The organism is Nocardioides sp. Soil_C_8 (genome assembly GCF_057656315.1).
On the sequence record NZ_JBDGKQ010000002.1, the window covers coordinates 59,164 to 72,569 of the forward strand.

Below are 13,406 nucleotides of genomic sequence, written 5' to 3' on the forward strand. Positions count from 1 at the left end.
TCCGCACCACTGCCGTGACAGTCGCGAAGGCGGTGCCGACCCGGCTTGCGGCCATCCGGGCCACTGCTCCGGCTTCGACGGGGCTGACTGCCGAAAGGTGGCGGCACACAACACCCCGGCCGCCTGATCCCTGTCGTCCGCCGCCACCCACCGACGCGCCGGCACTGCACGTGCCTGACGCACTCGGCCGTCCGGCCGATCCGGTGGGTGGGCGTGGGGCACTAGCGTGCACCCGTGCTCGCCCAGGTCCGATCCGTCGCGCTGTCCGTCTGGCGCCTGCCCGCGCCGCCGGACGCGCGTCCTGCCGGGCGCCTCGACCATGCCTTCGTGGGTGTCGCGGCCGTGCTCGCCGTCGTCGAGGCGACCGTGCTGCGTCCGGACCTGCCGTCGCGCTGGCTGTCGCTGGCGGGCTTCCTGGTCTGGCTGCCGACGCTGCTGGTCCGGAGGACGAGGCCGACGCTGACCGTGACGGTCTTCGCGGCGGTGGTCCTCGCCGAGCTGGTCGTCTCGTGGGCGACTGACAGAGCCGGCCCGGGCGACCTGAACACGGCCGTGGTGGGACTCCTCATCCCGTACTCCCTGGCGCGATGGGCGCGCGGCAAGGACGCCGTGCTCGGGCTCGGTCTCTTCGCGATGGTCGCGGGCACCTCGCTGCTCGCCCAGGACCTGTCCCCCGCGGACCGGATCGGCGGCACGTCGGTCATCGTCGCGGCGGTCGCGCTCGGTGCGGCGGTCCGCGCCCGCTCGATGCTGCGGACGCGCCAGCTCGACGACGTACGACGTGACGAGCGCGAGCGCCTCGCCCGGGACCTGCACGACACGGTCGCCCACCACCTCACGGCCATCGCGATCAGCGCCCAGGCCGGCCTCGCAGTGGCCGAGCGTGAGCCCTCGGCGGCGACGGACGCGCTGCGCCGCATCGACGAGGAGGCGACACGCACCCTCGCGGAGACGCGCAAGGTGCTGCGCGTGCTCCGCACGGACGACGAGGTGCCCGAGCGACCTTTGGCGGACCTCCTCGGCCTCGCGAGCGGCGGGCCCGGGCCGGTGGTGGTCGTCGAGGTCGGCGACGACCTCGACGACCTGTCCCCCACCGTCGCGGCCGCCCTGCAGCGCATCGCGCAGGAGGCGATCGCCAACTCGCGGCGCCACGCCCGCGACGCCACCTGCGTGCAGGTACGGGTCAGCCGCCAGGAGGGCGGCGTGCGACTCGTCGTCACCGACGACGGACGGGGATCGACCGGCAGCGGCGACGGGTTCGGCATCGTCGGCATGACCGAGCGGGCCGAGCTGCTCGGCGGCCACCTCGCCGCCGGCCCCGCCGCCGAGGGCGGCTGGCGGGTCAGTGCGACACTGCCGCTGGAGGAGGCCCGATGACGCTGCGCGTGCTGGTCGCCGACGACCAGGAGATCGTCCGCACCGGACTGGCGATGATCCTCGGCGCCCAGGAAGGCATCGAGGTCGTCGCGACGGCCGTCGACGGGCAGGACGCGGTCGAGCAGGCGCGTGCGCTGCGGCCGGATGTGTGCCTGCTCGACATCCGGATGCCCCGCCTCAACGGCATCGAGGCGACCCGCGCGCTCGCCGGGCCCGACGTCGCAGACCCGATGGCGGTGGTCGTGGTGACGACGTTCGACCTCGACGACTACGTCTACGGCGCGCTTCTCGCCGGGGCGCGCGGCTTCCTGCTCAAGGACTGCGGGCCCCAGCTGCTCACCCACGCGGTGCGCGCGGCGGCGGACGGCGGCTCCCTCATCGCCCCGTCCGTGACAACCCGGCTGCTGCGCAGCTTCGCCCACCGCGACACTCCCCCGCAGCCGGTGTCGCCGCTCACCGAGCGCGAGGAGCAGGTGCTCGTCGCGGTCGCCCGCGGGCTCACCAACCACGAGGTCGCCGCCGAGCTCTACATCTCGCTGAGCACGGTGAAGACGCACCTTGGCTCCCTCATGGCCAAGCTCGGCGTCCGCAACCGGGTCGAGCTCGCGCTCTGGGCCTACCAGACCAGCCGGCTCGACTGACGCGCCTGCGACCGCCGCACCAGCCACTCGGCCACGGCGAGGTTGAGGACCCACGCGAACCCCATCCCGGCTGCCTTGAGGTCACCGCCGGGCTGGTCGACGAAGAGCACCATCGGGCCGAGCACCAGCGCCTGCGTGCCGGCGCCCAGCGCGACGGCGTACGACCTCGCCATCCACCGCTGGTGCGTGCGCACGTCGCGGGCGCGGATCGCGGCGACGCCGAGCACGAGCCCGACCGCCATGAGCGTGCCGAAGAACAGCCGCAGCCACATCAGGGCGGTGTTGTCGTACGACGGGAGCCGGTCGGACACCGCCATCACCAGCCCGCTCACGGCCGCCGCCATGCCGGCCGGGAGGAGGACGCGGCCGCTCCACCGGTGCCAGCGCGGACGGCGTCGGCGGAAGGACGGCATGAACTGGAAGGCCCCCAGCACGCAGTAGGTCGTCGCCCCGATGATGTGCACCACGACCGGGACGGGCAGGTCGAAGAAGCGGGCGTTCTCGGCCGTCCGGCCAGACGAGAGGTCGACCAGCCGTGCGGCGCCCGCCGCGGACGGCACGAACGTCAGGGCCAGCAGGCTCGCGGGGATCCACCACTCACGGCGGCGGCGGGGTGCGGTGTCGGGTCGGCCAGCGGGGGCGACGGTCGTGGTCATGTCGACGAGCCTCGCCGCGCCGGACGTACGACGCATCGGCCCGCAGGCCGGACCGGGTCAGCCGATCGGCCGAGGCACGCCCTGCGACGACTCGAGGGCCTCGATCAGGGTCCGCGCGTCGTGGGGCCCGATGTGCCGGGTCTCGCCGATGAAGAACGTCGGGGTGCCGCGCACCCCGCTCTCCTCCGCCGACGCGACGTCGTGGGCGACGTGCCGGGCGAGGTCCTCGTCCTCGAGGTCCCGGAGGAACCTCTCCACGTCGAGGTCGAGCCCGGCCGCGTAGCCGACGAGGTCCTCCAGCTCGAGCTCGTCCTGGTGGGCGAAGAGCACGTCGTGCATCTCCCAGTAGCGGCCCTGCTGGGCCGCCGCCTCGGCACCGAGCGCGGCCAGCTCGGCGTGCACGTGGACCGGCAGCGGCAGATGCCGGGTGACGTAGCGCAGCCGGTCACCGAAGTGCGCGCGCAGCTCCTTGCCGACACCGCTGACCCGCGCACAGAAGGGGCACTCGAAGTCGAGGTACTCCACCAGCGTCAGCGGCGCGTCGACCGGCCCGGCGATGTGGTCGCGCGCCGGGTCGACCGGTCGGCTGAGATGGGTCGGGAGGGCCGCGTCGCGCTGGCCGAGGAAGCGGGCCGCGAAGCGGAAGGCGAGCCAGCCGGCGAGGCTCGCCAGCACGGCGGCCACCAGGACGCCGACCCGGGCCTGGTCCTGCAGCCGCGACGACTCGAAGGCGAGGCTGATGATGAGCAGCGACACCGTGAACCCGATGCCGGACAGCGCGCCGCCGGCGAGGGTGTGGCCGAGGCCGACGCCCTGCGGGAGCCGTCCCCAGCCCAGGCGCACGCTCGTCCACGCGCCGGCGAAGATGCCGAGCGCCTTGCCGACCACGAGGCCGAGCACGATGCCCCACATCAGCCGCGAGCCGAACGCGTCGCCGAGGACGCCGTCGCGCAGGTCGACCCCGGCGTTGGCCAGCGCGAAGACGGGTACGACGACGTGGCTGGTCGGGGTGTGCAGCGCCTCCTGCAGGCGCTCGTTGACCGAGATCGCGCGGGTCAGCGACCGACGGGCGGCCCGCTGCACGCCGGGCATCGGCGACTGCCGGAAGGCCCGGAAGCTGCGAGCCGCGTCCTCCACGTCGGACCGGCGCGGGTCGAGGGCGGGGACCAGGAGCCCGCTCAGCATGCCGGCGATGGAGGCGTGCACACCGGACTCGAGGGTGGCGAACCACAGCACCAGGACGACCAGCACGTAGGGCGCCGCCTGCCAGACGCCGGCGCGGTCGAGCCCGACCAGCACGAGCAGGCACGCGGCGGCGACGGCCAGGGCGCCGAGCGAGAGCTCGGCGGAGTAGACGACGCCGATGACGCTGACGGCGACGATGTCGTCGATGACCGTGAGCGTCAGCAGGAAGATCCGCAGCTGGGTCGAGACCGCGGGGCCCACGAGCGCCATCACCCCGAGCAGGAAGGCGGTGTCGGTGCCGATCACCGCACCCCAGCCGGCGGCGGCCTCCCCGGACGGGTTCAGCGCCAGGAAGATGGCGGCCGGCACGAGCATCCCCATGACGCCCGCGACGAGTGGCACCACCACGCGGCTGCGGTCGACGAGCTCGCCGATGGCGAACTCCTTGCGGACCTCGAGGCCGATGACGAAGAAGAACACGACCATGAGGCCGTCGTTGATCCAGTGGTGCAGGTCCATGGTGAGCCCGCCGTCGCCGAACCTGATCGACAGCTCGGTGTGCCACAGGTCGACGTAGGACTCCGACCAGGGCGAGTTCGCCCACACCAGCGCGATCAGGGCAGCCACCACGAGCATCCCGGCGGACCCGGACTCGGTCCGGATGAAGTCGCGCAGCGACCGCGAGCTCTGGGCCTCGAACGCCGCGGACCCCGAGCAGGAGGACTGGTCGGGGTCCGGGTGCGGCGGCTGGGTCGCGCTCACACGACCCGGTGCATCCAGCCGAAGGTGTCCTCGGCGCGACCGAACTGCATCCCGACCAGCGCCTCGCGGATCTGCATGGTCAGCTCGGTGCTGGACGGCGCAGGCGTGACGCCCTGGGGCGAGCGGAGCTCACCGACCGGCGTGACGACCGCGGCGGTGCCGCAGGCGAAGACCTCGGTGATGTCGCCGGAGGCGACGCCGTCGCGCCACTCGTCGATGGAGAACTTGCGCTCCTCGACGGCGTGGCCGAGCTTGCCGGCGAGCTCGATGATCGAGGCGCGGGTGATGCCCTCGAGGATGGTGCCGGTCTCGGGGGTGACGACGCGGCCGTCGGCGTGGACGAAGAAGAGGTTCATCCCGCCGAGCTCCTCGATGTAGCGGAACTCCTGGTCGTCGAGGAACACGACCTGGTCGCAGCCCTGCTCGATCGCCTCGCGCTGGGCGGCGAGGGACGAGGCGTAGTTGCCGCCGGTCTTGGCCGCGCCCATGCCACCACGGCCGGCGCGGGTGAAGGACTCCGACAGCCAGAGGTTGACCGGCTTCACGCCGCCCTTGAAGTAGGCGCCGGCGGGCGAGGCGATCACCATGAAGGTGACGTGCTGGGCCGGACGGACGCCGAGGAAGACCTCCGAGGCGAACATGAAGGGCCGCAGGTAGAGGGACTTCTCCCCCTCGCCCTGTCCCGTCGAGTTCTGGGGCACCCAGCGCTGGTCCGCCTGGACGAGCGCGTCGACGCAGGCGACGAAGTCGTCGACCGGCAGCTCGGGGAAGGCCAGACGCTGCGACGAGCGCACCATCCGGGCGGCGTTCTGCTCGGGACGGAAGGTCCAGACGGACCCGTCGTCGTGCCGGTAGGCCTTCATCCCCTCGAAGGTCTCCTGCGCGTAGTGCAGCACCGCGGTCGCCGGGTCGACCGTCAGCGGGCCGTAGGGCTCGATGCGCGCCGCGTGCCACCCCTCCTCCGGGGTCCACTCGACCGTGAGCATGTGGTCGGTGAAGTGCTGCCCGAACCCGGGGTTCGCGAGGATCTCCGCGAGCCGGGTGTCGTCGACCGGACGGGGGTTGGCGGTGGTGCTGATCTGCATGGGGTCAAACCTACTCAGTCTGCTCAGAGGCGGGCTGCGACGGCGTCCCCGACCTCGCTCGTACGACGGCTCGTGCCGGGGTCGCGCTCGGTGAGGTCGGCCAGCACGGCCGCCTCGATCGCGGCGGCCGCCTCGGCGTGGCCGAGGTGGTCGAGCAGGAGCGCACCGGAGAGGATCGCGGCGGTCGGGTCGGCCTTCTGCTGCCCGGCGATGTCGGGGGCGGAGCCGTGGACGGGCTCGAACATGGAGGGGGCCGTCCGGTCGGGGTTCACGTTGCCGGAGGCGGCCAGCCCGATGCCGCCGGTGATGGCGGCGGCCAGGTCGGTGATGATGTCGCCGAAGAGGTTGTCGGTGACGATCACGTCGAAGCGGGCGGGGTCGGTGGCCATGAAGATCATGGCCGCGTCGATGTGGATGTAGTCGGTCGTCACGTCGGGGTGCTCGGACGCGACCGACTCGAAGAGCCGCCACCAGAGCGACCCGGCGTTGGTCAGCACGTTGGTCTTGTGGACCAGCGTCAGCTTCTTGCGCGGTCGCTTCTGCGCCCGGGCGAAGGCGTCGCGGATCACCCGCTCGACGCCGTACGCCGTGTTGACCGAGACCTCGGTCGCGACCTCGGCCGGCGTGCCGACCCGCAGCGCACCGCCGTTGCCCGTGTAGGGGCCCTCGGTACCCTCGCGCACCACCACGAAGTCGACCTCACCCTTGTCCAGCACGTGACCGGCGAGCGGCGAGACGGATCCGGGGAAGAGCCGCGACGGACGCAGGTTGACGTAGTGGTCGAGCTCGAAGCGCAGCTTGAGGAGCAGGCCGCGCTCGAGGATGCCGGGCGGCAGGTTCGGGTCGTTGGGCTTGCCGCCGACGGCACCGAGCAGGATCGCGTCGTGCTCGCGGATCTCCGCGAGCACCGAGTCGGGCAGCACCTCGCCGGTCGCGAGGTAGCGCTCGGCGCCGAGGTCGTAGCGAGTCGACTCGAACTTCACCGGCGAGGCGACCTCGAGGACCTTGAGGGCCTCGGCGGTCACCTCGGGGCCGATGCCGTCGCCGGGGATGACGGCGAGGGTGGGGCTCCCGGTGTCGCGGGCTGCTGCGGTCTGGGCGGTCTCAGGCATGCGGCGAACGTTAGTTGTCGTCCGGCCGCTGGCCGCCGCCGTCTCGCAGGTCAAGCGCGGTCTGGACGGCGACCGCCGTGTTCTCCGCGCTGCGCGGGTTCTCCGGGTCGTGGGCCGCGGGGCCCCAGGTGTCGGGGTACATCTGGTACATCGATCTCACTCCTACGTGACGGTGTGGGTGAGCGCGAAGCCGCCGGCACCGCGGCGGGTGGGGAAGCAGGACGGCGGGGATCGCCCGGGCCCGGCTGCCGGCCGACGAGCGTGCGGGTCGCGCAGGACTGCGACGGACCCGCCGCGAAGGCGGTGGCTTCGAGCTCTGCCGAGCAGACGCTCGGCGGAGGGGCGAAAGGCCGGGTGGCGGAACCTCGTCAACGCCGAACACCGCGACGAGGTGGCCTCTCTGTCAGGCCTCGCCGCGGCGGTCGATAAGTACGAAGACGCTCCGCATGATGGGCCGACTGTACGACTGCCGGACAGCGCGCCGCACGCGGTTTCCACGAACGTGTCAGATCGTGAGATGTCGGCCCGTCCACTGGGATCCCGCGCGAGGAGTGACAGACTCGGCGACCTCATGTCTGCACCTCCCGAGCTACCCGAGATCGTCCAGCGCGCGTTCGACGTGTGCCGGCAGGCCGGCTACGTCGCGTTCTGCCGCAACGAGACCGGTCGCCTCCTCGCGACGCTGGCCGCGACCCGTGGCGGCACCATGGCCGAGTTCGGCACCGGCTGCGGCGTCGGCACCGCGTGGCTGCGCAGCGGCGTACGCAACGGGGCGCGGATCCTCACCGCCGAGCTGGACGAGTCGCTGGCCGGTGCCGCGTCGAGGATCTTCGACGACGACGCCAAGGTCGAGGTGCTCGCCGCCGACTGGAGCGTGCTGCGCGAGCACGGTCCCTTCTCCCTGCTGTTCCTCGACTCCGGCACCCCGTCCGAGGTGGGCGTCGACGCCGTCATCGACCTGGTCGAGCCCGGCGGCATCGTGGTGCTCGACGACTTCGCACCCTGCGAGTCCTGGCCGCCGATCACCTACGGGCGCGTCGACACGCTGCGCGAGCAGTGGCTCACCGACGAGCGGTTCACGGCCGTCGAGGTGATGGTGGCCGCCGACGCGTCCGCCGTCATCGCCACCCGGCGCTGAGCCCCGGCGAGCGGCCGCCGTGAGACCCCTCGCCGTCGCGGCCCCGAGCCACGAGGCGGCCGGCGCCGCGGAGGCGATCGCCCGTGCCGGCGGCTCCGCCGTCGACGCCGCCATCGCGGCCGCCCTGGTCTCGATGGTCACCGAGGTCGGGCTCGTCTCCCTCAGCTCCGGCGGCTTCGTCACCGCGCAACCGGCCACCGGGCCGGCGTACACCGTCGACGGGTGGGTGGACCGGCCCGGCATCGGCCGTCCCGCCGACGCACCCGCGGCCGAGACGTGGGACGTCTCGACGGAGTACGGCGGCGGGGTCGAGATCACGATCGGCGCGGGCTCCGTGGCAACCCACGGATCGCTCGCCGCCTTCGGCGAGGCGCACGCGCGCGACGGCCGGCTGCCGTGGGCCGAGCTGGTGGCGCCGGCGATCGACGTCGCGCGGGGCGGCTTCGCCCTCGGCTCCGCCTCGCGCTACTACCTGCGCCACGTCCACGAGTCGATCTTCGGGTGGGACCCGGCGAGCCACGCGGCGCTGCACGACGCGTCGGGCCGGCTCACCGAGGACCGGGTGGTGGTGGCCGACCTCGCGGCGACGCTGGAGCAGATCGCCACCGCGGGACCCCGCGCCCTCCACCAGGGCGACCTCGCCGACGCGATCGCGGCCGACGTCGTTGGCCGCGGCGGCCTGCTGGGGCGCGCCGACCTGGCGGCGTACGCACCGGTCGTCCGCGACCCGCTGACCACGCGCGTCGGCGGCTGGAGCCTGGCGACGACCACACCGCCGTCGGTCGGCGGCGTGGTCCTCGCAGCCATGCTCCGGCTCCTCGAGGACAGGCCGCGGGGGCCGTGGCACGCCGACGACGTCGAGCACCTGGTGCAGGTGCAGCGGGCGGTCCTCGGCCACCGGCGCGAGGTGCTCGAGGTCGCCACCGACCTCCCCGCCGCCTCGCGCGCGTGGCTGGACCGGGTCGACAGCGACCACCGGGCGGTCCTCGAGTCGGGCTCGACGGCCCACGTCTCGGTCACCGACGCCGACGGCGGCGCGTGCTCGCTCACCGTGTCGTCGGGCTACGGCGCCGGCATGATCGCCGCCGGCACCGGCATCTGGCTCAACAACTGCCTCGGCGAGCAGGAGCTCAACCCGCCCGCCCGTGACGTCGCCCCGGGCTCGCGCCTGCTGTCCAACATGGCACCGGTCGTCGGTCGGCACGACGACGGCTCGACCCTGGCGATCGGCTCGCCTGGCGCCGACCGCATCACGACGGCTGTCGCCTGCGCGCTGGCCGGTTTCGTCAACGGCGGGCTCGACCTCGAGGCCGCCGTCGCCCACCCCCGCGTGCACGTCCACCACGCCGGCCTGCCGGACGAGGACGTGCGCCGCGAGGACGAGCTGACGATGTACTTCGGCGGCGTCGGGGCCGCGCTGACCCGCGCCGACGGATCGCTCGAGGCCGTCGCCGACCCGCGCCGCGAGGGCGAGGCCCGGGTGGTCGGGATCAGCCCTCGCTCGGCGCCATCAGGTCGACGGTGAACCACGGCAGCATCAGCTGCGTGAGCGGGCCGATCGCCAGCGCGTAGACGACGGTGCCGACACCCAGGACGCCACCGAGCAGCAGGCCGATGACGACGACGGACACCTCGAGGCCGGTGCGGACCAGTCGGAGCGAGAGCCCGGTGCGCCGTGACAGGCCGGTCATCAGACCGTCCCGCGGTCCGCGGCCGAGCTGCGCGCCGATGTAGAGCGCGCTGGCCAGGCCGCAGAGCAGGACCCCGCCGACCATCAGGCCGAGCCGACCCGCCATCGCCTCCGGGCGGTCGAGCACCGCGAGGGTGGCGTCGGCGGAGAGACCGACGACGACGGCGTTGCTGATCGTGCCCAGGCCCGGCATCTCCCGCAGGGGGATCCACAGCACCAGCACGACGAAGCTGAAGAGCACGACCGCCTGGCCGAGGGTCATCGGGACGTGGCGGATGAAGCCGGAGTGCAGCACGTCCCACGGCGCGAGGCCCAACGCGCCGCGCACCATCAGCGCAAGCGAGACGCCGTACAGGAAGAGCCCGACGTAGAGCTGCGGCAGGCGTCGGGCGAGGCGTCCGGCGCGCAGCTGCGCGACCGGGCCCAGGTCGACGAGGACGCCGCGGGGGGCGGTCGTCCCGGTGGGTGCGGGGGTCGGGGTCGTGCTCGTCATGGCACGATCCTGACGCCAAGTGGCCTTGTCCGACATAGCCAATCATGGAACAGTGGCCTGCATGTCCCGTCTCGTCAGCGCCCAGCGCGTGGCCACCCTCGTCGGTGACTTCCCCCGCTCCCCCGCCTACCTCGGCCTCGCCGAGAGCCTGCGCGTGCTGATCGGGGACGGACGGGTCGGCATCGACGTCCGGCTGCCCAGCGAGCGCGACCTCACGGCAGCCCTCGACGTCTCGCGCACCACCGTGACCCGCGCCTACGAGGTGCTGCGCGAGTCGGGGTACGCCGAGGCGCGGCGCGGGTCCGGCACGTTCACCACCGTGCCCGGCGGGCAGCGCCGTGCCCACGACCGGTCGCTCATGCCCGGCACGGGCGGGGAGGACGTCATCGACCTGAACTGCGCCGCGCACTCCGCGCCGCCCGGCCTGGTCGAGGCCTACCAGCGCGCCACCGAGCAGCTGCCGGCCTACCTCAGCGGGCCGGGCTACTTCCCGCTCGGCGTGCCAGCGCTGCAAGCGCGGATCGCGGCGTCCTACGAGGCGCGCGGCCTCCCGACCGTGCCCGAGCAGGTGATGGTCACCGCCGGCGCGCTGGCGGCGGCGTCGGTGGTGGCGCAGGCGTTCACCGCGCCCGGCGAGCGGGTCGTCGTCGAGTCGCCGACCTACCCCAACGCCACCCAGGCCGTACGGCACGCGGGCGCCCGCCTCGTCGCGGCGACCGTCGATCCCGACGGCTGGGACCTCGACGCGCTGGCCGCCACGCTGCGCCAGACCTCGCCCCGGCTCGCCTACCTGATCCCGGACTTCCAGAACCCCACCGGACAGCTGATGAGCGACGACCAGCGCGAGGAGCTCGCGCGGGCCCTCGCCCGCACCCGCACGACCGTCGTGGCCGACGAGGCGCACCAGGCGCTCGCGTTGGCTCCCGGGCTGGCCGACGCCATGCCGAGCCCGCTCGCGGCCCACGCCCACGACGCCATCACGATCGGCAGCGCGAGCAAGTCGTTCTGGGGCGGGCTCCGGCTCGGCTGGGTGCGCGCGCCCCTCGCCGACATGGACCGGCTCCTGCAGGCACGGATCGGCCTCGACCTTGGGGCGCCGGTCTTCGAGCAGCTCGTCCTGGCCGACCTGCTGGACCGCGCCGACGAGGTGCTGCCGCTCCACCGCCAACGGCTGCTCACGGGCCGCGACGCCCTCGTCGCCGCCGTGCGGGAGCACCTCCCGTCGTGGCGCTTCCGCGTCCCCGACGGCGGGCTGGCCCTGTGGTGCGAGCTGCCCGAGGCGCTCGGCACCGCGACGACCGCCGAGGCCGAGCGACGGGGCGTGGTCGTCGCGCCGGGGCCGGTCTTCGCGGTGGAGGGTGGCCTCGACCGCTACGTGCGGATCCCCTGGACCGCCTCCCCCGACGACCTCACCGAGGCCGTACGCCGCCTCGCCGCCGCGTGGGAGCACGTGTCCACCGACGCCACCCGGCCGACGGCGCGCCGCGCTGCCGGCCGGGTGATGGTCGCCTAGCGGCGACCGCGTCGATCAGGACAGGTCCACCGCACGCACCGAGGCCGCCTGCATCGCTGCCTCGATCTCGGTGAGGGTGTCGGCCGGGATCGCCGAGTCGACGCTGAGCGCGACGAGGGCCGCGCCGCCCTTGTCCTGGCGCGAGACCTGCATGCCGGCGATGTTGACGTCCGCGTCGCCGAGGATTCCTCCGATGACGCCGACCATGCCGGGACGGTCCTCGTAGGTGAAGAACGCGAGGTGGGTCGTCGGCTCGATGTCCACGTCGAAGCCGTTGACCTCGACCAGCCGCTCCTTCTGCGCGATCCCCACGAGCGTCCCGCTCACCGACACCTGGGTGCCGTCGGCGAGGGTCCCGCGCAGGGTGATCAGGTTGCGGTGGTCGGGGCTCTCGGCATCGGTCACCAGGCGCACCTCCGTGCCGCGCTCGGCAGCCAGGAGCGGAGCGTTCACGTAGGAGACCTGCTCCTCCACGATGTCCGCGAACACGCCCTTGAGTGCGGCGAGCTCGAGCACCTTGACGTCGTACTCCGTGATCTCGCCGCGGACCTCGACGTCGAGCTGCTGCGCGACCTCGCCGGCCAGGGAGGTGAACACCCGGCCGAGCTTCTCGGTGAGCGGGATGCCGGGACGCACGTCCTCGGCGATGACGCCGCCCTGCACGTTGACGGCGTCGGGCACCAGCTCGCCGCTCAGCGCGAGCCTGACCGAGCGGGCGACGGCGACGCCGGCCTTCTCCTGCGCCTCGTCGGTGGACGCGCCGAGGTGGGGCGTCGCCACGACGTTCTCGAGCTCGAAGAGCGGGCTGTCGGTGCAGGGCTCGCTCGCGAAGACGTCGAGGCCGGCCGCGGCGATCTGCCCGGTCTTCAGCGCGTCGTAGAGGGCTGCCTCGTCGACGATGCCGCCACGGGCGGCGTTGACCAGGACCAGGCTCGACTTCGCGCGGGCGAGCTGGTCGGCGCCGATGAGCCCGACCGTCTCCGGCGTCTTGGGCAGGTGGACGCTCATGAAGTCGGACTCGGTGAGCAGCGTGTCGAGGTCGACGAGGCGCACGCCCATCTGCGCGGCGCGACCGGCCTGCACGTAGGGGTCGTAGGCGATGACCTTCATGCCGAAGGCACTGAGCCGCTGGGCGACGAGCACGCCGATGCGGCCGAGGCCGACGATGCCGACGGTCTTCTCGTAGAGCTCGATGCCGGTGTACTTCGAGCGCTTCCACTCACCGCCGCGGAGGGCGGCGTGGGCCGGGCTGATGTGGCGGGCTGCGGCGAGCATCAGCGCGACGGCGAGCTCGGCGGCGCTGACGATGTTGGAGGTCGGCGCGTTGACGACCATCACGCCTGCCTGGGTGGCGGCCCTGACGTCGACGTTGTCGAGGCCGACGCCCGCGCGGGCGACGACCTTGAGCCGCCGCGCTGCGGCGAGCGCCTCGGCGTCCACCTTGGTGGCCGAGCGGACCAGGATCGCGTCGACGTCGGCGATCGCCGGGATGAGCTCGGCGCGGTCGGCACCGTTGCAGCTGCGGATCTCGAAGTCCGGGCCGAGCGCCTCGATCGTGGCGGGGCTCAGCTCTTCGGCGATGAGCACGACTGGCCGGGACGTGGGCACAGGAGCGGGTGCGTTCACAGCGGGGGGTCCTCGGGTGGTCAAGGGTGTGTGCGGGGACTGCACGACGCTGTGCCCGGCCCACACTACCCGCGAGTCGGACCCGCGTCCCATCGCCCCAGCATCCGGACGTCGTACCCCGCGCCTAC

At 73.4% G+C, this 13,406-nt stretch carries 12 protein-coding genes; 5 read left to right on the top strand and 7 right to left on the bottom strand.

Annotated features, from left to right (window positions below; genetic code table 11):
* Positions 1–234: 234 nt before the first annotated feature.
* Both AC3A3L_RS10080 and AC3A3L_RS10085 read left to right on the top strand, forming a co-directional pair.
* Positions 235–1,377, top strand: coding sequence for a sensor histidine kinase (locus AC3A3L_RS10080; RefSeq protein WP_487639897.1), 1,143 nt, complete (start codon positions 235–237; stop codon positions 1,375–1,377).
* Complete coding sequence (locus tag AC3A3L_RS10085) at positions 1,374–2,018, top strand: response regulator (protein WP_487639898.1); 645 nt, start codon at positions 1,374–1,376, stop codon at positions 2,016–2,018. The genes AC3A3L_RS10080 and AC3A3L_RS10085 overlap by 4 nt, the downstream gene beginning before the upstream one ends.
* On the opposite strand, the gene AC3A3L_RS10090 is transcribed toward AC3A3L_RS10085, so the two are convergent.
* The 5 genes from AC3A3L_RS10090 to AC3A3L_RS10110 are packed head-to-tail and all read right to left on the bottom strand — an operon-like array spanning position 1,994 to position 6,969.
* Entirely contained in the window at positions 1,994–2,674 is a 681-nt protein-coding gene (locus tag AC3A3L_RS10090; RefSeq protein ID WP_487639899.1) for a DUF2306 domain-containing protein, read from the bottom strand. The two genes, AC3A3L_RS10085 and AC3A3L_RS10090, sit on opposite strands and share 25 nt — an antisense overlap.
* Before the next feature lie 57 nt (positions 2,675–2,731).
* Entirely contained in the window at positions 2,732–4,621 is a 1,890-nt protein-coding gene (gene nhaA, locus AC3A3L_RS10095; RefSeq protein WP_487639900.1) for a Na+/H+ antiporter NhaA, read from the bottom strand.
* A complete protein-coding gene (locus AC3A3L_RS10100) occupies positions 4,618–5,706 on the bottom strand; it encodes a branched-chain amino acid aminotransferase (RefSeq protein WP_487639901.1) in 1,089 nt (362 codons plus the stop codon). Before AC3A3L_RS10100 ends, nhaA begins: the two co-directional genes overlap by 4 nt.
* A gap of 23 nt (positions 5,707–5,729) precedes the next feature.
* Positions 5,730–6,818 carry a 3-isopropylmalate dehydrogenase gene (locus AC3A3L_RS10105; RefSeq protein ID WP_487639902.1) on the bottom strand — a complete coding sequence of 363 codons (1,089 nt, stop codon included), beginning with the start codon at positions 6,816–6,818 and terminating at the stop codon, positions 5,730–5,732.
* Positions 6,819–6,828: 10 nt separating this feature from the next.
* Positions 6,829–6,969 carry a hypothetical protein gene (locus AC3A3L_RS10110; protein WP_191196616.1) on the bottom strand — a complete coding sequence of 47 codons (141 nt, stop codon included), beginning with the start codon at positions 6,967–6,969 and terminating at the stop codon, positions 6,829–6,831.
* Positions 6,970–7,389: 420 nt separating this feature from the next.
* Between AC3A3L_RS10110 and AC3A3L_RS10115 the strand changes: the two genes are divergently transcribed.
* Positions 7,390–7,956, top strand: a complete 567-nt coding sequence (locus AC3A3L_RS10115) for an O-methyltransferase (protein ID WP_487639903.1) — start codon at positions 7,390–7,392, stop codon at positions 7,954–7,956.
* A 19-nt stretch (positions 7,957–7,975) separates the two neighbouring features.
* Positions 7,976–9,481 (top strand): gamma-glutamyltransferase, encoded by a 1,506-nt coding sequence (locus tag AC3A3L_RS10120; RefSeq protein ID WP_487639904.1) that lies wholly within the window; start codon positions 7,976–7,978, stop codon positions 9,479–9,481.
* On the opposite strand, the gene yczE is transcribed toward AC3A3L_RS10120, so the two are convergent.
* Complete coding sequence (yczE, locus tag AC3A3L_RS10125) at positions 9,447–10,139, bottom strand: membrane protein YczE (protein ID WP_487639905.1); 693 nt, start codon at positions 10,137–10,139, stop codon at positions 9,447–9,449. The genes AC3A3L_RS10120 and yczE overlap by 35 nt on opposite strands.
* 61 nt (positions 10,140–10,200) lie before the next feature.
* On the opposite strand from yczE, the gene yczR reads away from it, so the two are divergent.
* Positions 10,201–11,652, top strand: a complete 1,452-nt coding sequence (gene yczR / locus AC3A3L_RS10130) for a MocR-like transcription factor YczR (RefSeq protein WP_487639906.1) — start codon at positions 10,201–10,203, stop codon at positions 11,650–11,652.
* A 15-nt stretch (positions 11,653–11,667) separates the two neighbouring features.
* On the opposite strand, the gene serA is transcribed toward yczR, so the two are convergent.
* Positions 11,668–13,239 (bottom strand): phosphoglycerate dehydrogenase, encoded by a 1,572-nt coding sequence (gene serA / locus AC3A3L_RS10135; protein ID WP_487639907.1) that lies wholly within the window; start codon positions 13,237–13,239, stop codon positions 11,668–11,670.
* Between the last annotated feature and the right edge of the window lie 167 nt (positions 13,240–13,406).

What these genes read in the sequence shown, in the direction of transcription:
- AC3A3L_RS10085 (WP_487639898.1), top strand. Translation starts at nt 1,374, where the DNA reads ATGACGCTGCGCGTGCTGGTCGCCGACGACCAGGAGATCGTCCGCACC.
- AC3A3L_RS10090 (WP_487639899.1), bottom strand. Translation starts at nt 2,674, where the DNA reads ATGACCACGACCGTCGCCCCCGCTGGCCGACCCGACACCGCACCCCGC.
- AC3A3L_RS10100 (WP_487639901.1), bottom strand. Translation starts at nt 5,706, where the DNA reads ATGCAGATCAGCACCACCGCCAACCCCCGTCCGGTCGACGACACCCGG.
- AC3A3L_RS10105 (WP_487639902.1), bottom strand. Translation starts at nt 6,818, where the DNA reads ATGCCTGAGACCGCCCAGACCGCAGCAGCCCGCGACACCGGGAGCCCC.
- AC3A3L_RS10110 (WP_191196616.1), bottom strand. Translation starts at nt 6,969, where the DNA reads ATGTACCAGATGTACCCCGACACCTGGGGCCCCGCGGCCCACGACCCG.
- AC3A3L_RS10115 (WP_487639903.1), top strand. Translation starts at nt 7,390, where the DNA reads ATGTCTGCACCTCCCGAGCTACCCGAGATCGTCCAGCGCGCGTTCGAC.
- yczE (WP_487639905.1), bottom strand. Translation starts at nt 10,139, where the DNA reads ATGACGAGCACGACCCCGACCCCCGCACCCACCGGGACGACCGCCCCC.
- yczR (WP_487639906.1), top strand. Translation starts at nt 10,201, where the DNA reads ATGTCCCGTCTCGTCAGCGCCCAGCGCGTGGCCACCCTCGTCGGTGAC.